Below are 19,703 nucleotides of genomic sequence, written 5' to 3' on the forward strand. Positions count from 1 at the left end.
CTGGTTCAGGACGCCGCCAAGGCCACACTACCCTCAGTCTGCGAGTTCGCCATCCAAGCCGCAGCCCAATCCTTTGCTTCATGCGTCTTCGCGATGGCCGAAAGCAGCAGGTCTAGTTCGTGCTGGTGCGAGGCGATCAGGTTGAGGACATGAGGCTCCGGATCCGACTGGCGAAGGATGACGATGTTTTTGGCAAGGAACGAACACTTCCATTTCGCGATCGCGAGGTCATGTCGGGTCACGCTCTATCCTCCCGGTCCAGTGCAGAACATCGGCTTGTGCCTTCCAGCAGCAACCCATCATGATTACGTCGAACTGCAAGTCCTTGGCGAAATGAGGTATCTGGTTGCGGAAACCAGGTCGCCGGGCGGAAATTATGTGGGCGAGCAGATATAGCGGCCGGTGAACGGGATGACTGAGGACCGTCAATTGTAACGATCTCTGCGCCTGATCTGATCGGATGCAACGAAAGGCATTGGTCTACTGTCATCATACCGACACGGATATTGTGCCAGCAGCGCCGGCATAATCCGGGAAATACCCCGCCCCCAGGAACCCCTCTCGAAAAGCAGCGCCTGCGTCCTCATCTGCGTACTTCGCTCATACCCACCCCGGGTTGACGGCACCGCCCCTTCGTCCCCACCCTCGTACGCGTACACGTAAGGACCCCGGTTTCCCCATGCAGCTTGTCATCGTCGAATCGCCCGCCAAGGCCAAAACCATCGAGAAGTATCTGGGCAGCGATTACCGCGTCCTGGCCAGCTACGGCCATGTCCGCGACCTGCCGCCCAAGGACGGCTCGGTCGATCCCGACGACGCGTTCGCGATGACGTGGGAGAATTATGCCGACAAGTCGAAGCAGCTGAAGGCGATCACCGATCTCGCCAAGGTCGCCGACCGCCTGATCCTCGCGACCGATCCCGATCGCGAGGGCGAGGCAATCTCGTGGCACGTCCGCGAAGTGCTGCGCGCAAGGAAGGCGCTCCCCAAGGAGGTCGAGCGCGTCACCTTCAACGCGATCACCAAGGCCACCGTCACCGAGGCGATGAAGAACCCGCGCGAACTCGACGACGATCTGATCGACGCCTACCGCGCCCGCCGCGCGCTCGATTACCTCGTCGGCTTCACGCTCTCGCCGGTGCTGTGGCGCAAGCTGCCCGGCGCCAAGTCCGCCGGCCGCGTCCAGTCGGTGTCGTTGCGCCTGATCGTCCAGCGCGAGCGCGAGATCGATGTCTTCAAGCCGCAGGAATACTGGTCGGTCACCGCCGAGATGGAGCATGACGGCACCGCGTTCACATCGCGCCTGACGCAGTTCGAGGGCAACAAGCTCGACCGCCTCTCGATCGGCAACGAAGGCGATGCGCTGCGCGCCAAGCAGGCCGTGCTCGACGGCAATTTCTCGGTCCAGTCGGTCGAGACTAAGCCCGCCACGCGTAACCCGCCGCCGCCGTTCACGACGTCGACGTTGCAGCAGGAAGCATCGCGGAAACTCGGTTTCTCGGCTGATCACACGATGCGGATCGCGCAGGGCCTCTACGAGGACGGCACGATCACCTACATGCGTACCGACGGCGTGCAGATGGATTCGAGCGCGATCAGCGCCGCGCGCCTCGCCGTCGCGAACCGCTTCGACGCGAGCTATGTCCCCGACAAGCCTCGCCAATATCAGTCGAAGGCGAAGAACGCGCAGGAAGCGCACGAGGCGATCCGCCCGACCGATTTCGGCAAGGACAAGGCCGGCGGCGGCGATCACGCGCGCCTCTACGACCTGATCTTCAAGCGCGCGCTGGCGAGCCAGATGGCGTCCGCGCGGATGGAGCGCACGACGGTCGAGATGGCCGACGGCACCGGCCGCAACATCCTGCGCGCCACTGGTCAGGTCGTCCTATTCCCCGGCTATCTCGCGCTGTACGAGGAAGGCTCGGACGATTCCGCCGACGAGGACGCGCGTCGCCTGCCGCGGATGCGCGAAGGCGACGCGCCGGCGAAGAAGAAGGTCGACGCCGAGCAGCATTTCACCCAGCCGCCACCGCGCTTTTCGGAAGCCTCGCTGGTCAAGCGGATGGAAGAACTCGGCATCGGCCGCCCGTCCACCTATGCGTCAATCATCAAGACGCTGAAGGACCGCGCCTACGTCCGGATCGAGAAGAACCGCTTCTTCGCTGAGGAAAGCGGGCGCCTGGTGACGGCGTTCCTAGAGCGCTTCTTCGAGAAATACGTCGGCTACGACTACACCGCCGAGCTGGAGGAAGAGCTCGACGACGTCTCCGGCGGCCGCGCGCAGTGGCAGTCGGTGCTCGACGCGTTCTGGCGCGATTTCAAGCCGCGTACCAACGAGGTGATGGAGCAGCAGCCCTCGGCGATCACCGCGGAACTCGACATCTTCCTCGCGCCCTACCTGTTCCCGGCAAAGGCTGACGGCGGCGATCCGCGTCTCTGCCCGAACTGCGGCGAGGGCCAGCTGGCGCTTCGCGGCGGCAAGTTCGGCGCGTTCATCGCGTGCTCGAACTATCCCGAGTGCAAATACACGCGTCGTTTCGCACAGCCCGGTGGCGACGCCGAGGCGGATGCGGGTCCTTCGACGCTCGGTACGCACCCCGACACTGGGCAGCCGATCGAGCGCAAGTCGGGACGCTTCGGCCCGTATCTGCAGATCGGCGAAGGCGAAGACCGCAAGATGGCGTCGATCCCGAAGGACATCGGCGAGCTCAATCTGGAATGGGCGGTCAAGCTGCTGTCCTTGCCACGCACGGTCGGCAACCACCCCGAGACCGGCGAACCGATCATCTCGACGATCGGCAAGTTCGGGCCGTATCTGAAGCACGCGGGCAAATACGCGCGGCTCCAGACGACGGCGGACGTGTTCGAGACGGGCATGAACGCCGCGGTGGTGAAGCTCGCCGAAGCGGCAGCCGGCGGCGGACGCACCGCCCGCGGGGCTCAGGCGCCGCTCAAGGTGCTCGGCAACCATCCGCGCACCGAGGCCGAGATCAAGCTGATGGAAGGCCGTTACGGCGCCTACGTCACCGACGGCACCACTAACGCGACGCTGCCCAAGTCGATCGAGAAGGACCAGCTGACGCTCGAGGAAGCGGCGTCGCTCATTGACGCGCGGGCTGCCGCAGCACCGGCAACTAAGAAGAAGAAAGCACCAGCCAAGAAGCCGGCGGCGAAAAAGGCTCCGGCCAAGACAGCAGTGGCCAAGGACGAGGCTGAAGCGAAGGCTCCGGCAAAGAAGGCGCCGGCTAAAAAGGCGCCCGCCAAGAAAGCCGCTCCAAAGAAGAAAGCCGAAGCCTAATCCTCCCCTGCAAGGGGAGGGGGACCATCCGAAGGATGGTGGAGGGGGGCTTCCCCAAACGTACCGCTGCGTAAGGTGAGACCCACGAACGCTACGCTCGCGGCACTCCCCCTCCACCCTTCGCCAAGCGGCGAACGGTCCCCCTCCCCGTTCCGGGGAGGATTAAGCAGCCCGGCGTTGCGTCAACTGCATCCAGTCCCGCGCCGCGCGCTGCGCCACCGAGATCTCCCGCGCGGTCATGTCCTCGGCGATCTCCGCGCGACATTCCTGCGCCGCGACGTTCCCCGACACCGCAGCCAGGTTGAACCACTTGTGCGCCTCGATCAGGTCGAGGACGACGCCCGACGTACCCGTCGAATACACCATCCCGAGTTCGTAACACGCCCGGCCGTCGCCGCGCGCGGCATCCGCCAGACGGCGTTCGATTCCGATATTCGCGTTCTTGAAACTGCTGCCCATGGTCTTGCCCCCAATGTTCTTGAGGACAGACTGCGGCGATTCCGACTACGAAATGGTTAATGGGTTAACGCTCGTTTTTTACAAATCTATCGCGATATTGTCGATCAACCGCGTCGCACCCATCCGCGCCGCCGCCAGCAACCGCCGCGGACGGTCCGCTGCCGGGTTCTCCGCGAGCGTCTCGGCATCGGCCAGCGCGACGTAATCGATCGTGAACCCCGCCCCGACCAACGTCGTCCGCGCATCGTCGAGCACCGACTCGACGTCCTCGCCCTTCGCGATCGCCCGCGCCGCGACGCCGAGTGCTCGCGGCAAGGCCACGGCCTGCTTGCGCTGCTCATCGTCGAGATAGATGTTGCGCGACGACATCGCCAACCCGTCGTCGTCGCGCTGCGTCGGCACCCCGACGATATCGATCGCGAAATCGAGATCCGCCACGAACCGCCGGACGACGGCGAGCTGCTGGTAATCCTTCTCGCCGAAATACGCCGCATCGGGCCCAACCTGGTTGAACAGCTTCGACACGACCGTCGCGACGCCGTCGAAATGGCTAGGCCGCGAGGCGCCGTCGAAGCCGTCGCTGACGCCCGACACGCGCACCGACGTCGCGAACCCATCGGGATACATCGTCTCGACCGACGGCAGCCAGAGCAGGTCGCACCCGGCCTCGTTGAGCATCCGGATATCCGCCATCTCGCGCCGCGGGTAGCGCGACAAATCCTCGTTCGGCCCGAACTGCGTCGGGTTGACGAAGATCGACGCAACAACCTTCGTCCCAGGCCGCTTCGCCGCTTCGATCAGCGCGACATGGCCGGCGTGGAGCGCGCCCATCGTCGGGACGAGCGCGACGCGCTGCCCCGCCGCACGGAAGGCGGCGACGCTGTCGCGCAACGCATTAAGGTCCCGGACGGTGTCCACGTGAAACTCCTACTCGATAAGTGCGGTCGCGGCTTCTATGAAGGGTGACTGTTACGATCAATAAGGAAACGCGCGTTGGCCACGGGCCCCGAACAGACCCCCGCTTCGACGCATGTCCCCCCGTCGGTATCGACGCACGTCATCGTGTTCGCCAACGAGAAGGGCGGCACCGGCAAGTCGACGACCGCGGTGCACGTCGCGATCGCGCTTGCCGCCAAGGGTGCGCGCGTCGCGTGTCTCGATCTGGACCACCGCCAGCGCACCGTCGGCCGCTATCTCGACAACCGCGCCGAGACGATGAAGCGCAACGGCTCGGTCCTGCCGATGCCGCGCCATGCGACACTGTCCGACCAGAGCGACGACCAGTTCGAGGATTTGTGGCACTCGCTGTGCGAGGGCTCGGATTTCCTCGTCGTCGACACGCCGGGCCGCGACGATCCGTTCGCGCGCACCGCCGCGGCGCTGTCGAACACGCTGGTCACGCCGATGAACGACAGCTTCGTCGACTTCGACCTGATCGGCCAGGTCGATCCCGAGACCTACCAGGTGACCCGCCCGAGCTTCTATTCCGAACTGATCTGGGACGCCCGGAAACAGCGCGCGCGCGCTGACGGCACGACGATCGACTGGGTCGTACTGCGCAACCGCCTCCAGCATATCGAGGCGCGCAACATGCGCCGCGTATCGGACGCGCTCGCGCAACTGGCGAAGCGCGTCGGCTTCCGGATCATCCCGGGGCTCGGCGAGCGCGTGATCTACCGCGAGATGTTCCCCGCTGGCCTGACCATGATCGATGCGAAGGCGTTCGGCAGCATGGGCCTCGGCCATGTCGCGGCGCGCCAGGAACTGCGCGAGATGATGGCGGCGTTGCAGTTGCCCGAAGTTGTCGAGCAAGCGCCGGACGTCGCTGCGTGAAGTGGATCGTCGCCGCGGTCTTCATCTGGCTGGCATGGCATTACCTCCGCCCGAAGCCGAAGCAGCGCGTGGTGACGGATGAAGCCGAAGCACGCTCGATCCTGGGCATCGACAGCAACGCGAACGCCGACGCGATCCGCAGCGCGCACCGCCGCCTGATCGCTTCGGTCCACCCGGATCGCGGCGGCTCGACCGACCTGACTCGCCGCGTAAACGCCGCGCGCGACCTGCTGCTGAAGCGCTCCCGGTAACCGTTCTCCTGCGGATGCAGGAGCCCAGGATTACGAGCGCTATCGCTATTGGCTCCTGGACCCCCGCTTTCGCGGGGGAACAGTAGTGAGACATAATCGTCGAGAGGCCAATGACCCACCAGTTCGACCCGACCTCGCTCCGCGAATACGACATCCGCGGGATCGTCGGCAAAGCGCTCGGCCCCGCCGACGCCACCGCGATCGGCCGAGGCTTCGCCACCCGCATCCGCGCCGCGGGCGGCCACCGGGTGGCGGTCGGCTATGACGGCCGCACCTCCTCGCCCGAACTCGAAGCCGCGCTCGTCTCCGGCCTCGTCGCAGGCGGCGTCGACGTCATCCGCATCGGCCTCAGCACCTCGCCGATGCTGTATTACGCCGAGGCGACGCTAGAAGTGGACGGCGGCATCCAGGTAACCGGCAGCCACAATCCCCCCGAATATAACGGCTTCAAGATGGTGCACGCCCACGCGCCATTTTTCGGCGACGACATCCAGGACCTCGCCACGCTCGCCGCGTCGGGAGCCTGGAGCGAGGGCGCGGGCGAAGTGACGACCGCCGATGTGCTCGACGCTTATGTGGACCGGCTGATGGATGGCTATGCGGGCGGCGCGTACCGGATCGGCTGGGACACGGGCAACGGCGCCGCCGGCCCGGTGATCGAGAAGCTGGTCCAGCTCCTGCCGGGTGAGCATCATGTGATCTTCGCCGATGTCGACGGCAATTTTCCCAACCATCATCCCGATCCTACCGAAGAGTCGAACCTCGCCGATCTCAAACGCCTGGTCGCCGAGAAGAACCTCGATTTCGGACTGGCCTTCGACGGCGACGGCGACCGGATCGGTGCGGTCGACGGCCTGGGCCGCGTGATCTGGGGCGACCAGATTCTCTCCATATTGGTCGAACCCGCGCTGCGCGAACACCCCGGCGCGCCGATCGTCGCCGACGTGAAGTCCTCGCAGGCGTTGTTCGACCGAATCGCCGAACTGGGCGGCGAGTCGGTGATGGCCCCGACCGGCCACAGCCTGATGAAGACCGCGATGACCCGCACCGGCGCGCCGATCGGCGGGGAACTGAGCGGACACCTGTTCTTCGCGGGCGAATATTACGGCTTCGACGACGCGCACTATGCGGCGGTGCGGCTGATCCGCGCGGTGCATCTGTCTGGGCGTTCGCTGACCGAGTTGCGCGACGCGATGCCGGCGCTGGTGGCGACGCCCGACCTGCGGTTTTCAGTCGAGGATGGACGGAAGTTCGCGGTGGTGGACGAGGTGATCGCTCGGTTGAAGGCGGAGGGGGCGGAGATGGACCTCACCGATGGGGCGAGGGTGACGACCGCCGACGGGTGGTGGCTGCTGCGAGCCTCGAACACGCAGGCAATGCTGACGGTACGTGCCGAGGCGACGGACCAGGCGGCGCTCGATGCGCTGCTGGCCGAGGTCGACGCGCACCTGTCGGCAAGCGCTGTAACGCGACGCTAACCGTGAGACTTGCACCACCCCGGCGAAGGCCGGGGCCCAAGTGGAAAGGTAGAAGTAACGGCGCGCTGTCTTCCGTCAGCAACCTCCCCCAATTGGGCCCCGGCCTCCGCCGGGGTGGTGCTGATGGAGAGGGCGCTCCCAAAATTAGACGAGCACTTCGCGGCGAGCAGTGCAGTGCCGCCCACTCCCCCGTCATTCCCGCGAAGGCGGGAACCCAGACTGGCTGGCCTCCCAATGGATCGCAACCGTCCGGAGGATATGGATCCCCGCCGTCGCGGGAATGACGACGACGTGGCGAGTGGCGGCAGTAGACGGACCGCAGCCACACATGATTGACACGCCATCCCCCCAGCCTACCGTCCCGACCACCACCCCAAGGAGTCCCCCAGTGGAGCGCCCAGTCGACGAATTCCGCTCCAGCACGCGGCGCTGGCTGCTCGGCAGCTTTGCCGGTTGGGGCACGCTGCTCACCTGTCTCGCCGGCGTGGGCTTCGTCCTCATCGGCGTCCGCTGGCTCAAGAACCGCAGCGCCAGCTACGAGATCACCGACCAGCGCCTGATCATCAAGCGCGGCATCCTGTTCAAGACGATCGACGAGATCGAACTCTACCGGATCAAGGACGTCCGCCTCGGCTACTCCCTGCTCAACCAGATGACCGACATCGGCACGATCATCCTCACCTCCAGCGACCGCACCACCAGCGGCGGCGAGTTCACCCTCCGCGATATCCCGATGGCGCGGGACCGTCGCGAAGGCCTGCGCAAGCTGGTCGACCGCGCCCGCCAGCGCCGCGGCGTCCGCGAACTCGACGTGGACGACGCATACGCGCTGGATTAAGCGCGCTTTTGTCCCCACATGGCGGGCATGGCGCCCCCCTATCCCAAGCCCAAACCCCAACCGCAGATGATCCGGGTCGTCGACCTCGAGACGACCGGCTCGGCCCCGCCCGCGCACGGCGTCTGCGAGATCGGCTGGCAGGACGTCGCGCTCGGCGAGGATGGCCGCTGGGAGATCTACGGCGAAGGCGGCAGCCTGCTCGTCAATCCCGGCCGGCTGATCCCGCCGGTGACACAGGCGATCCACCACATCCTCGACGAGCATGTCGCCGACGCACCGTACTGGCATGACTGTGCGCGACAGGTGCTCGATCCGTGGCCGCGTCGCTTGGCGCTCGCCGCGCACCGCGCCGATTTCGAGCAGAAATTCTGCACCCCGGCCCTGACCCGCGACGCCGAGTGGATCTGCACGTGGAAATGCGCGCTGCGGCTCTGGCCCGACTCGCCGAGCTTTTCGAACCAGGTGCTGCGCTATTGGCGCAAACCGCACGGCATGGAGCACGAGCGCGGCCTGCCCGCACACCGCGCGTTCCCCGACGCCTACGTCACCGCTTTCCACCTCCGCGACATGCTGAACGAGGCGAGCCTTGCGCAGCTGCTCGAATGGTCGCGTGATCCGGGGCTCATCCCCCGTGTCCGCTACGGCCCCGATCGCGGCAAGGAATGGTCCGAGCTCGATCACGAGACGCTGATGGCGTTCATGACCGACCGCGATCCCGACATCCGGTTCACCGCCAACCACGAGATGGACCGGCGCAGCGGTGGCGGCCGTGTCGGCAAGGCCAGCGCACAGGACCTGCTGCTCTAAATCAATATCGTTGCGCTGGCGGACGCGGCAGTATCGCTGGCGTAACGACATCCGCCAGCCTACACCGCCCGTCCTATGGTTCGCGTACGCCTGAAACTGCCCTCTTCGGAAGGGCGAGTCGCACGTTGGCTGGTCGCGTTCATGACGCTCGGCTTCATCGCGCTGGCCGCCGCGGCGATCGCAATCGGCTGGATCACGGTCCGCAATCGCACTTATACCGCCGAGATCCTCCACACGCAGGACGTCCGCCAAGCGATCGCAACGCTCCAGATCCAGATGGAGCAATCCGAGACGGCGCGGCGCGGCTATATCCTCGCCGGCAAACCGCTGTTCGCCACCGCCTACGCACGAACCGCGGGTAATCTCGTGCCCTCGATCCGCAAGCTGCGCCACCTGACCCGCGACAATCCGCGGCAGGGTGCCCGCCTCGACCTGATCGAGCCGCGCTTCGTCCAGTTGCGCGCGCTCCGGACGCAATCGATGACCCTGGTCGCCTCAGGTCGGATCGCCGAAGCGCAGCGCCGGTTCGCGGTCGACGCCAGCGTCCCGTTGATGCGTGGCATCCGCTACCGCACCCAGGCAATGGCCGCCGACGAGGTTCGCCTGCTCGGTATCCGGACCGAGCGCCAGGAACGCACCAGCGCGCTGTTCCTCTCGGTTGCCGGACTGGCCGCGGCGTTGCTGCTGATCGTCGCGATCCTCGCGGTCCTGCTGATCCGCCGCTACACCGCCGACCTCGCCGCCTCGCGCGACAGCCTGCGCACCCTCAACGAGACGCTCGAGGAGCAGGTCGTGGAACGCACCGCCGACCTCAGCCGCGCGAACGAGGAGATCCAGCGCTTCGCCTATATCGTCAGCCACGATCTGCGCTCGCCGCTCGTCAACGTGATGGGCTTCACCGCCGAACTCGCCGCCGCCGCAGTGCCGCTCGCCGAGCTGGTCGATCGCGCCGAAGCCGAGGCACCGCACATCCTCACGGAAGACGCGCGACTGGCGGCGCATGAGGACCTGCCCGAGGCGATCGGCTTCATCCGCACCTCGACGCAGAAGATGGACCGGCTGATCAACGCCATCCTGAAACTCGCGCGCGAAGGCCGCCGGACGATCGCGCCCGAGCATATCGACCCCGCGCAACTGGTCGACACGATCGTCGGCGCGATGCAGCACATCGTCGACGATCGCGGGGCGGTGGTCCGCGTCGAGCGGCCCATGCCCACGATCGTCACCGATCGTCTCGCGCTCGAACAGATCCTGTCGAACCTGATCGAGAACGCGACCAAGTATCTGAAGCCCGGCCGCCCGGGTGAGATCGTCGTGAAAGGCCATACCGAACGCGGGCGCGTGATCCTGTCGGTGGTCGACAATGGCCGCGGCATCGATCCGCGCGATCACCAGCGCGTGTTCGACCTGTTCCGCCGCTCGGGCGCGCAGGACCAGCCGGGCGAAGGCATCGGACTCGCGCATGTCCGCGCACTCGCCTATCGTCTCGGCGGCACGATCGACGTGCAGTCGACGCTCGGCGACGGCGCGACCTTCCGGCTCAACCTGCCGACCCACATGACTATTCAGGACGCAGCATGAACGATCACAAGACCGTCGGTATCGTGATGATCGAGGATGACGAGGGTCATGCCCGCCTCATCGAGAAGAACATCCGCCGCGCCGGTATCCTGAACGATATCCGTCACTTCACCGACGGCACCACCGCGCTCGACTTCCTGTTCAACGCCGCGGACGGCCCCGCGAAGAGCGGTCCTGCGATGATCCTGCTGGACTTGAACCTCCCCGACATGAGCGGCACCGACATCCTCGCCCGGATCAAGGCGGAGGGAAGCCCGCTCAAGCGTACGCCGGTCGTCGTGCTCACCACCACCGACGACAAGGTCGAGATCGAGCGCTGCTACGATCTCGGCTGCAACGTCTACATCACCAAGCCCGTCAACTATGAGAGTTTCGCACAGGCGATCCGCCAGCTCGGGCTGTTCCTGTCGGTGATCCAGGTCCCCGAAGCCGAGTGAGCGAAACGCGCGTCCTCTACATCGACGACGACGCCGGGATCCGGCGGCTGGCGGCGCGTGCGCTCGAACGCCGCGGCTACCGGATGACCGTTGCCGAGACGGGGGCCGAGGGTGTCGTGAAAGCCGCCGCCGAACGCTTCGACCTGATCGCGGTCGACCATTACATGCCCGGCATGGACGGCCTCGAAACCCTCGAAGCGCTCCGCCGCCTGCCCGATCCGCCTCCCGTGGTGTACGTCACCGGCTCCGAGGAAGGCCGCATCGCGGTCGCCGCGCTGAAGGCCGGTGCCGCAGATTACGTCGTGAAGACGGTCGGCGACGATTTCTTCGACCTGCTCGCCGCCTCGTTCGAACAGGTGCGCGCACGGGCATTGCTGAAGCACGAAAAGGCCGCTGCCGAAGCCGATCTGCGCGCCAGCAACGCCCGGCTCGAGGCGTTGCTCGGCGAGGTCAACCACCGCGTCGCCAACTCGCTGCAACTCGTCTCGGCGATGGTCCGTCTCCAGGCGACCGCGCTGACCGATCCGTCCGCACGCGAAGCGCTCGAAGATACGCAGCGCCGCATTCAGGCGATCGCGCAGGTCCACCGCCGGCTCTACACCAGCAACGACGTCGAGAGCGTCGACATGCAGGAATATCTCGGCGCGCTGGTCGACGAACTCGCCGAGACCTGGTCGACCGAGGCGCTGCCCCGCGCCTTGAGCCTCGCCGCCGAACCGATCCGCCTGCCCACCGACCGCGCGGTGTCGCTCGGCGTGATCGTCACCGAACTCGTCACCAACGCGTGCAAATACGCCTATCCCAACAGCGGCGGCGAAGTCCGCGTGGCGCTCCGCCGGGTCGACGACGACGTCTTCCTTCTCGCGGTCGAGGACGATGGCTGCGGCATCCCCGAAGACGCCGTCCCGCGCGGCACCGGTCTCGGCACGAAGCTGATCCGCGCGATGGCACAAAGCCTGCAAACGATCGTCGAATACGACCCGACCCACACCGGCGTCCGCGCCACCCTCCGCGCCGCGGTACGGTAGCGGATCAATCCTCCCCCGCCAGGGGGAGGTGGCGCCGAAGGTGACGGGGGGTAGGCACACGGAACGACGTTGTCGCCTCCTCCCCCTCCGTCTGGCAAGTGCCAGCCACCTCCCCCTGGCGGGGAGGATTATCTCAGATCGCGCGGACCGCCGCCAGAATCATCCGCCCCGTCAATCGCGCCGTCTCATCCTCCGACAACCGCGGCCGCGACAAGGTCCGGTGGCCAAGCCCGAACATGAAGGCGAGGATCAACTCCTCTGCGCCCTCCAGTTCGTTCTCCTGCAAGTCCGGATTGGCGACGCACGCGAGTTCGCGGATCATCCGGCGGAAATCGCGGCACAGGTCGGCGATCGTGTCGGCGACATCTGCGTTGCGGTGCGCCTCCGCCATGATCTCGAACGACAGCGCCTCGTCACCCTTCGACAGGGCACGCCGCGCCAGTTCGACGAACCCTTCCTCGATCGAGAATCGTTCCGATTTGACCGAGTCGTTCATCGTCTGCAGCTCGCCCATCTTGGCCGCCGCATCCTCCATTACGATCGCCTGGATCACCGCGTTCTTGCCGGTGAACAGGCGATATATCTGGCCGACGGAAACGCCCGCCGCTACTGCCAGTTCGGACATCGGGGTTTGATGAAACCCTTGTGTCGCAAACAGATGACGGGCCGACGAGACGATACGCTCCCGACTTCCCATTTCATGCTGCACTGCACTCAAAATCATGTTCCCAACGCGTTTTTAGGTTGACCGGCCGCTCGCACAATCCTAGCGGGCAAGCAAGCGGAATGAACGTTCATTCCGGTGAACCTAATCTGCACGGACGTCGGGATGCTTAACATGCAGCAATTGAACCTCAAGGGATCGGTGGCGCTCTTCGCGCTCGCCCTCCTGTCGGCTTGCGGCAAGGAGCAGGCTCCGCCGCCTCCGCCCACACCGACCGTCGGCGTCGTCACCGTCGGCGAGGAAGCGGTGGTCCTTACCTCCGAGCTTCCCGGTCGTATCGCCGCGGTGGAGACCTCGGAGGTCCGTCCGCAGGTCAGCGGCGTGGTCCGCGATCGCCTGTTCACCGAGGGTGCGATGGTCAGCAAGGGTCAGGTGCTCTACGCGATCGAGGACGCCCCCTACCGCGCGGCGCTCGCCAGCGCGCAGGGCCAGCTCGGCGCGGCCCAGTCGCAGATCAACGCGACCCGGCTCCAGGCGCAACGATACGGCCAGCTCGTGCAGTTGAACGCGGTCAGCAAGCAGGAGGCGGACAACGCAAATGCCTCCGCACAACAGGCCCGCGCCAATGTTGCAGCGCAGCAGGCAGCGGTCCAGTCGGCGCGCGTCAACCTCGGCTTCACGCGCATCAAGGCACCGATCTCGGGCCGCATCGGCCGGTCGCTCGTGACTGTCGGCGCGCTCGTCCAGACCGGACAGACCGATCCGCTCGCAACGATCCAGCGCACCAACACCGTCTATGTCGACGTCGTCCAGTCGGCGGCGCAGCTGCTCGATCTCAAGCAGGCGATGGCGAGCGGCGGCGTGACCCGCGGCGACGGCAGCGCGCGCGTCCAGCTGATTCTTCCGAACGGCACGACCTATCCGATCGAGGGCCGTTTGCAGTTCGCCGAAGTCACGGTCGACCAGACCACCGGCGCGGTGACGCTGCGCGCAAGCTTCCCGAACCCCAACGGCCTGTTGCTGCCCGGCATGTACGTCCGCGCCAAGCTGGTCGAGGGAACGCGTCGCCAAGCGATCATGGCGCCGACCGCCGGCATCACGCGCGATCCGCGCGGCGGTGCGACCGCTCTGGTCGTCAACGCGCAGAACAAGGTCGAGCAGCGTAATGTCACCACCGACCGCGTGATCGGCGACAAGTGGATCGTCACCAGCGGCCTGAAGCCCGGCGACAAGCTGATCGTCGAGGGGCTCCTCAACCTGCGTCCCGGCGCGACCGTCAAGCCTGCCGCCCCGCAGCAGGTCGCCAAGCCCGCTGGCGGGCCCGGCGCTGCACCCGGAGGCGGCGACGCGTCCGGTGCGACCAGCAACAGTTCCGCGCAGGCCGGGAAGTAACCGCCCATGTCACGCTATTTCATCGATCGACCCATCTTCGCGTGGGTCATCGCCATCATCCTGATGCTGGCCGGCATCCTCGCGATCCGGTCGCTGCCGATCGCGCAGTTCCCTGAGATCGCCGCCCCAAAGGTGACGGTCGCGACGTCCTATCCGGGCGCCGACGCGCAGACGCTCGAGAACACGACGACCCAGATCATCGAGCAGCAGATGAAGGGCATCGACAACCTTCGCTACTTTGCCTCGACCTCGGACGGCTCGGGCAACCTCGCGATCACGCTCACCTTCGAGCAGGGCACCGATCCCGACATCGCGCAGGTCCAGGTGCAGAACAAGCTGCAACAGGCGACTCCGCTCCTGCCGCAGGAAGTGCAGCAGGCCGGTCTGCGCGTGACCAAGGCGACCGCCAACTTCCTGCTCATCATCGCCGCCTATTCGGAAAACGGCGATCACGACCAGGTCGATCTCGGCGACATGATCGCCTCGAAGCTCCAGGATCCGCTCAGCCGCATCAAGGGCGTTGGCGACACGCAGGTGTTCGGCGCGCAATATTCGATGCGGATCTGGGTCGACCCCTTCAAGATGTCGAACCTCGGCGTCACCGTCACCGACATCACGTCGGCGCTGACCGCGCAGAACGCACAGGTTTCGGCCGGCCAGGTCGGCAGTCTGCCTGCCGTCAAGGGCCAGTCGCTCAACGCGACCGTGACCGCACAGTCGCGCCTCCAGACGCCGGAACAGTTCCGCGCGATCATCGTCCGCTCGGCAACCAGCGGCGCGACCGTGCGCCTGTCGGACGTCGCCCGCGTCGAAATGGGTTCAGAGAATTACAGCTTCCAGGCACGCTATAACGGCAAGCAGGCGGCAGGTTTCGGCGTGAAGCTGGCACCGGGTGCGAACGCGCTCGATACCGTCAAGCTGGTCAAGGCCGAGGTCAACCGGATCGCCAAGCAGTTCCCGCCCGACGTGAAGGTCGCGTTCCCGATCGACAACTCGACGTTCGTGCGGCTGTCGGTCGAGCAGGTCATCCACACGCTGATCGAGGCGATCGTCCTCGTCTTCCTCGTGATGTTCCTGTTCCTCCAGAACTTCCGCGCCACGCTGATCCCGACGATCGCGGTCCCGGTCGTGTTGCTCGGCTCGCTCGCCGTGCTCCAGGTCGCGGGGTTCACGATCAACACGCTGACCTTGTTCGGCATGGTGCTGGCGATCGGCCTGCTCGTCGATGATGCGATCGTCGTCGTCGAGAACGTCGAGCGCCTGATCCAGGAGGAAGGGCTCTCCCCGAAGGAAGCCGCCAAGAAGTCGATGGACGAGATCAGCGGCGCGCTGGTCGGCATCGGCCTCGTGCTGTCGGCGGTGTTCCTGCCGATGGCGTTCTTCAGCGGTTCGACCGGCGTGATCTTCCGGCAGTTCTCGATCACCATCGTGTCGTCGATGGCGCTTTCGGTGCTGGTCGCGTTGATCCTGACGCCCGCGCTCTGCGCGACGATCCTGAAGCCCGCCAAGGAAGGTCACGGCGAGAAGAAGGGCTTCTTCGGCTGGTTCAACCGGACTTTCGACAAGGGCGTCAGCAAGTACGGCAACGGCCTGCGCCGCGTCGAGAAGGGCTGGGTCCGCACGATGCTGGTCTATGCCGTGATCGTCGTCGCGATGGCCTTCATCTTCGTCCGCCTGCCATCGGGCTTCCTCCCCGAGGAAGACCAAGGCGTGATGTTCGCGCAGGTCTCGATGCCGTCGGGTACGCCGATGGAGGAGACCGCCCGGACGATGGACAAGGTCCGCGATCACTTCATGATCGACGAGAAGGCCAACACCGCGGGTATCTTCACGATCAGCGGCTTCGGCTTCGTCGGCCAGGGCCAGAATGTCGGCATCGCCTTCATCCAGCTGAAGCCCTGGGAAGATCGTAGCGGCAAGGAGAACAGCGTCGCGGCGGTCGCCGCCCGTGCCAACCAGGCGCTCGCTGGAATCCGTGCCGGCATGGTGATCGGCTTCGTGCCGCCCGCCGTGCAGGAACTGGGCAACGCCAACGGCTTCGACTTCATGCTGAAGGACAATGCCGGCGTCGGTCACGAGAAACTGCTCGAGGCCCGCAACATGCTGCTCGGCATGGCCAGCCAGGACAAGCGCCTGATGCAGGTCCGCCCGAACGGCCTGGAGGATGCGCCTCAGCTGAAACTGAACGTCGACCAGGCGCAGGCAGGGGCACTCGGCCTCAGCCAGCAGGACATCAACACCACCGTCAGCACCGCGTTCGGTGGCGCGTACATCAACGATTTCATCGACCGCGGTCGCGTGAAGAAGGTGTTCGTGCAGGCCGACGCACCGTTCCGCACGACGCCCGCCGACCTCGGCAACTTCTACGTCCGCGGCACGACCAGCAACGCGATGGCGCCGTTCTCGTCCTTCTCGACGACGAGCTGGAACTACGGCCCGTCACGCCTCGAACGGTACAACGGCGTAGCCTCGTTCGAGATCATGGGCTCGCCGGCGCCAGGCGTCAGCAGCGGCACCGCGATCAAGGCGATGGAGGAGATGGCGGCCAAGCTGCCACCTGGTATCGGCTATGAGTGGACCGGGCTCAGCTACGAGGAAAACCTGTCGGGCGGCCAGTCGACCACGGTCTATGCGCTGTCGCTGCTGATCGTGTTCCTCTGCCTCGCGGCGCTGTACGAGAGCTGGTCGATCCCGATCGCCGTCCTGCTGGTGGTGCCGCTCGGCGTCCTCGGCGCGGTCGGCGCGGCGATGATCTTCGGGCTGAACAACGACATCTACCTCCAGGTCGGGCTCATCACGACGATCGGCGTGGCGGCGAAGAACGCGATCCTGATCGTGGAGTTCGCCGAGGAGAAGATGGGCGACGGGATGAACGCGGCCGATGCCGCGGTCGAGGCGGCCAAGCTTCGCCTTCGCCCGATCCTGATGACGTCGTTCGCGTTCATCTTCGGCGTGTTGCCGCTCGCCTTGTCGAGCGGTGCCGGCGCCGGCGGCCAGAACGCAATCGGCTGGGCGGTGGTCGGCGGCATGCTGTCCGCGACCGTCCTCGCGATCTTCTTCGTGCCGCTGTTCTTCCTGCTCGTGAAGCGCGTCTTCAAGCAGGACAAGGCCGGCTCGGGGCAGGACCGCGATCAGGTGCCCGACCACGACGGCAACCGTGACGACAACCGTGACGGCGGCCATCCGCCCCACGACCAGCGGCCGCAGGAGGCCTGATCCAGATGTTCTCGACCAAGATCTCCAGCCGCACCGCGCTCACGTTCGCCGCCGGGCTCACGCTCGCCGGGTGCAACCTCGCCCCTAAATACGTCCGCCCGGAGCTTCCCGTCGCGCCGAGCGGACCGACCGGGCCAGCCTATTCGGCCGGCAACGCCGCGAACGCGATCTCGCTGGCGGACACCGCATGGGAAGCGTTCTTCACGGATGACCGCCTGCGCGGCGTGATCCGCCTCGCGCTCGACAATAACCGCGACGTCCGCATCGCGGTCGCCAACGTCGCACAGGCTCGCGCGCAATACCGCGTGCAGCGCGCGGACCTGTTCCCGACGATCGGCGCAACCGGCAGCGCGACCTACCAGAAGTCGCCGTTCGGTGCGGTTGGTGGCGGCGTAGGCGGTGTCGGCGGCGGCACTGGTGGTGGCACGGGCGGCGTCGGTGGCGGTACCGGAACGGGTGGCGGCACCGGTGGTGGTACCGGCGGTGCGGGCACTGCCGTCACCGGCAGCGGGCGCGCCGACATCTATTCGGCCAATGTCGGTATCTCGGCTTGGGAAATCGACCTCTTTGGCCGCATCCGCAACCTGACGCAGGCGCAGCAGGAGGCCTATTTCGCAGCGGAAGAGAACCGCAACGCAGCCCAGGTGTCGCTCATCTCGGAGACCGCGACCGCGTGGCTGACGATGGCCGCCGACCAGGACCGCCTCAAGATCGCGCAGGATACCGAGCGCGCGTTCGGCCAGACGCTGAAGCTCACGCAGGATCGCTTCCGGATCGGCATCGCGTCCGAACTCGAAGTGCGTCAGGCGCGCACCACTTATGATCAGGCGCGCTCGGACATTGCCGACGCGACCACGCTAATTGCGCAGGACCAGAACGCGCTCAACCTGCTCGCCGGGACGACCGTGACGCAGGACCTGCTCCCCGCGCGGATGCCGGAGAAGACGCCGACGCTGGAGAATCTGCCCGCCAACCTGTCGTCGGAGGTGCTGTTGCGCCGTCCGGACGTCGCCGCCGCCGAGCATAATCTGATCGCCGCCAACGCGAACATCGGCGCGGCGCGCGCGGCGTTCTTCCCGAACATCTCGCTGACCGCGGCGTTCGGCACGCTCAGCCTCGGCCTGTCGAACCTGTTCGGCAGCGGCAGCCAGCAATGGTCGGTCGCCCCGTCGATCACGCAGCCGATCTTCGATTTCGGCCGCAACAAGGGCAATCTGCAATACGCCAAGGCAACGCGCGACGCGATGCTGGCGACGTATGAACGGAGCATCCAGACCGGCTTCCGCGAGGTCGCCGATGCGCTGGCACGTCGCGGCACGATCAACAGCCAGCTCGAGGCGCAGACGTCGCTGCGGGACAACGCGGCCGGCGCGTATAACCTATCGCAGCTCCGCTTCCGCGCCGGGATCGACCCGTTCCTCAACACGCTCGATTCGCAGCGCGCGCTCTACACTGCCCAGCAGAGCCTGCTCGCCACGCGCCTCGTCCGCGACAGCAACGCGGTCGAGCTCTACCGCTCGCTCGGCGGTGGCCTGAAGTAAGGCCCGCTTCCAACGACATGAACTGCCCCCCTCCCTGGAAGGGAGGGGCTGGGGGTGGGTAGGCCCGCTTGTGTCGCGACGTCGGGACAGATCGAAACCGACCCACCCCGAACCCCTCCCTTTCAGGGAGGGGCGAGAAGGTTCTAGTTCGCCGGCTCGGACAACGGCGCGAACCGTGCCACCTGCCGCCCGACCAGCCGCAACTGTTCGAGCACCGCAGGATCGCTCGCCCCGCCCTCATCGTCGAACTTCGTCACCTGCGTATTGATCGCGGCGGCAAACGGCGTCGGCCACCCGCGCAACGCATGGACGATCGAGCGCAACGCCGCGATCGTGCTCCCCGTCGCCTGCCAGCCGTACGCCGTGGCGATCAGTCCGACCGGCATGTCCGCCAGATACGGGCGTTCGTCGCGCGACGTCTCCTCCAGCAGGTCGAGCGCGTTCTTGACCACGCCCGAGATGCTGCCGTGATAGCCCGGGCTTGCGATGATCACCGCCGATGCACCACGTACGGCTTCCACGAACGCCTGCTCGTCCGCTGTCCGCGTGGTCGCCTTCGGATCGTACAGCGGCAGCCGCGCCATGTCGGCGCCGCCGAACATCTGCGTGCGATACCCTTGCTTCTCGACCGCATCGAGCGCGATCCGCAGCGCACGCTCGGTCGACGAGACGCCGCCGATGGTGCCGCCGATGCCGACGACCAGCGGCAGGACGGCGGGAGGAGTGTCGGAAGCGGCCACGGTTTTATCCTGTTCGAACGTCATGCGATGCTCTTTCCCGTTTCGTCGCGCGATGACAACAGCTTCGGTCGGTTCTCATCACGCGGACGTCGTGCCGCTGTCGCTAAGCCCCTGTACACGTTAAGCATGCGCAGGAACGG

At 66.2% G+C, this 19,703-nt stretch carries 17 protein-coding genes; 12 read left to right on the forward strand and 5 right to left on the reverse strand.

All coding sequences use genetic code 11. The features are described 5' to 3' along the window. Positions 1–5: 5 nt before the first annotated feature. Entirely contained in the window at positions 6–242 is a 237-nt protein-coding gene (locus ASE82_RS17425; RefSeq protein ID WP_056066310.1) for a hypothetical protein, read from the reverse strand. 437 nt (positions 243–679) lie between these two features. Here ASE82_RS17425 and topA point away from each other — a divergent pair, with 437 nt between their 5' ends. Then, positions 680–3,298, forward strand: a complete 2,619-nt coding sequence (topA, locus tag ASE82_RS17430) for a type I DNA topoisomerase (protein WP_056066313.1) — start codon at positions 680–682, stop codon at positions 3,296–3,298. 162 nt (positions 3,299–3,460) lie between these two features. On the opposite strand, the gene ASE82_RS17435 is transcribed toward topA, so the two are convergent. Beyond that, positions 3,461–3,757 carry a sel1 repeat family protein gene (locus ASE82_RS17435; RefSeq protein WP_056066316.1) on the reverse strand — a complete coding sequence of 99 codons (297 nt, stop codon included), beginning with the start codon at positions 3,755–3,757 and terminating at the stop codon, positions 3,461–3,463. A gap of 78 nt (positions 3,758–3,835) precedes the next feature. Then, on the reverse strand, positions 3,836–4,675 hold the full coding sequence (gene panC, locus ASE82_RS17440) for a pantoate--beta-alanine ligase (protein ID WP_056066319.1): 840 nt from the start codon (positions 4,673–4,675) through the stop codon (positions 3,836–3,838). Positions 4,676–4,750: 75 nt separating this feature from the next. Between panC and ASE82_RS17445 the strand changes: the two genes are divergently transcribed. From ASE82_RS17445 to ASE82_RS17480, 8 genes are all read left to right on the forward strand, one after another. Further along, entirely contained in the window at positions 4,751–5,590 is an 840-nt protein-coding gene (locus ASE82_RS17445) for a division plane positioning ATPase MipZ (RefSeq protein WP_056066322.1), read from the forward strand. Next, positions 5,587–5,841, forward strand: a complete 255-nt coding sequence (locus ASE82_RS17450) for a DnaJ domain-containing protein (RefSeq protein WP_056066325.1) — start codon at positions 5,587–5,589, stop codon at positions 5,839–5,841. The genes ASE82_RS17445 and ASE82_RS17450 overlap by 4 nt, the downstream gene beginning before the upstream one ends. 110 nt (positions 5,842–5,951) lie before the next feature. Then, entirely contained in the window at positions 5,952–7,319 is a 1,368-nt protein-coding gene (pgmG, locus tag ASE82_RS17455; protein WP_056066329.1) for a phosphoglucomutase/phosphomannomutase PgmG, read from the forward strand. 388 nt (positions 7,320–7,707) lie between these two features. Beyond that, positions 7,708–8,157: a PH domain-containing protein gene (locus ASE82_RS17460; RefSeq protein ID WP_056066332.1), complete on the forward strand. Its 450-nt coding sequence runs from the start codon at positions 7,708–7,710 to the stop codon at positions 8,155–8,157. A 27-nt stretch (positions 8,158–8,184) separates the two neighbouring features. After that, complete coding sequence (locus tag ASE82_RS17465; RefSeq protein WP_056066586.1) at positions 8,185–8,964, forward strand: exonuclease domain-containing protein; 780 nt, start codon at positions 8,185–8,187, stop codon at positions 8,962–8,964. 75 nt (positions 8,965–9,039) lie between these two features. Then, positions 9,040–10,545, forward strand: a complete 1,506-nt coding sequence (locus tag ASE82_RS17470; protein WP_056066334.1) for a sensor histidine kinase — start codon at positions 9,040–9,042, stop codon at positions 10,543–10,545. Further along, positions 10,542–10,982: a response regulator gene (locus tag ASE82_RS17475; RefSeq protein ID WP_056053360.1), complete on the forward strand. Its 441-nt coding sequence runs from the start codon at positions 10,542–10,544 to the stop codon at positions 10,980–10,982. The genes ASE82_RS17470 and ASE82_RS17475 overlap by 4 nt, the downstream gene beginning before the upstream one ends. Then, positions 10,979–12,010: a sensor histidine kinase gene (locus ASE82_RS17480; protein WP_056066337.1), complete on the forward strand. Its 1,032-nt coding sequence runs from the start codon at positions 10,979–10,981 to the stop codon at positions 12,008–12,010. Before ASE82_RS17475 ends, ASE82_RS17480 begins: the two co-directional genes overlap by 4 nt. A gap of 133 nt (positions 12,011–12,143) precedes the next feature. Here the strand turns inward: ASE82_RS17480 and ASE82_RS17485 are convergent, their stop codons facing one another. Then, positions 12,144–12,635: a TetR family transcriptional regulator gene (locus tag ASE82_RS17485; protein ID WP_235518722.1), complete on the reverse strand. Its 492-nt coding sequence runs from the start codon at positions 12,633–12,635 to the stop codon at positions 12,144–12,146. A gap of 213 nt (positions 12,636–12,848) precedes the next feature. Here ASE82_RS17485 and ASE82_RS17490 point away from each other — a divergent pair, with 213 nt between their 5' ends. From ASE82_RS17490 to ASE82_RS17500, 3 genes are read left to right on the forward strand one after another with little or no spacing between them, the layout of a single operon-like run. Continuing rightward, positions 12,849–14,066, forward strand: coding sequence for an efflux RND transporter periplasmic adaptor subunit (locus ASE82_RS17490; protein ID WP_056066591.1), 1,218 nt, complete (start codon positions 12,849–12,851; stop codon positions 14,064–14,066). A 6-nt stretch (positions 14,067–14,072) separates the two neighbouring features. Continuing rightward, positions 14,073–17,282 carry an efflux RND transporter permease subunit gene (locus tag ASE82_RS17495; protein WP_056066340.1) on the forward strand — a complete coding sequence of 1,070 codons (3,210 nt, stop codon included), beginning with the start codon at positions 14,073–14,075 and terminating at the stop codon, positions 17,280–17,282. Between the two features lie 5 nt (positions 17,283–17,287). Beyond that, complete coding sequence (locus ASE82_RS17500) at positions 17,288–18,823, forward strand: efflux transporter outer membrane subunit (RefSeq protein ID WP_056066343.1); 1,536 nt, start codon at positions 17,288–17,290, stop codon at positions 18,821–18,823. A gap of 143 nt (positions 18,824–18,966) precedes the next feature. On the opposite strand, the gene ASE82_RS17505 is transcribed toward ASE82_RS17500, so the two are convergent. Next, entirely contained in the window at positions 18,967–19,563 is a 597-nt protein-coding gene (locus ASE82_RS17505; protein WP_235524781.1) for an NADPH-dependent FMN reductase, read from the reverse strand. Positions 19,564–19,703: the final 140 nt, after the last annotated feature.

The organism is Sphingomonas sp. Leaf230 (assembly GCF_001421745.1).
Classification (GTDB): Bacteria; Pseudomonadota; Alphaproteobacteria; order Sphingomonadales; family Sphingomonadaceae; genus Sphingomonas.

Coding starts and splice junctions, on each gene's coding strand:
- ASE82_RS17465 (WP_056066586.1), top strand. CDS start 8,185: ATGGCGCCCCCCTATCCCAAGCCCAAACCCCAACCGCAGATGATCCGG.
- ASE82_RS17485 (WP_235518722.1), bottom strand. CDS start 12,635: ATGTCCGAACTGGCAGTAGCGGCGGGCGTTTCCGTCGGCCAGATATAT.
- ASE82_RS17490 (WP_056066591.1), top strand. CDS start 12,849: ATGCAGCAATTGAACCTCAAGGGATCGGTGGCGCTCTTCGCGCTCGCC.
- topA (WP_056066313.1), top strand. CDS start 680: ATGCAGCTTGTCATCGTCGAATCGCCCGCCAAGGCCAAAACCATCGAG.
- ASE82_RS17435 (WP_056066316.1), bottom strand. CDS start 3,757: ATGGGCAGCAGTTTCAAGAACGCGAATATCGGAATCGAACGCCGTCTG.
- ASE82_RS17470 (WP_056066334.1), top strand. CDS start 9,040: ATGGTTCGCGTACGCCTGAAACTGCCCTCTTCGGAAGGGCGAGTCGCA.
- pgmG (WP_056066329.1), top strand. CDS start 5,952: ATGACCCACCAGTTCGACCCGACCTCGCTCCGCGAATACGACATCCGC.
- ASE82_RS17500 (WP_056066343.1), top strand. CDS start 17,288: ATGTTCTCGACCAAGATCTCCAGCCGCACCGCGCTCACGTTCGCCGCC.
- ASE82_RS17475 (WP_056053360.1), top strand. CDS start 10,542: ATGAACGATCACAAGACCGTCGGTATCGTGATGATCGAGGATGACGAG.
- ASE82_RS17495 (WP_056066340.1), top strand. CDS start 14,073: ATGTCACGCTATTTCATCGATCGACCCATCTTCGCGTGGGTCATCGCC.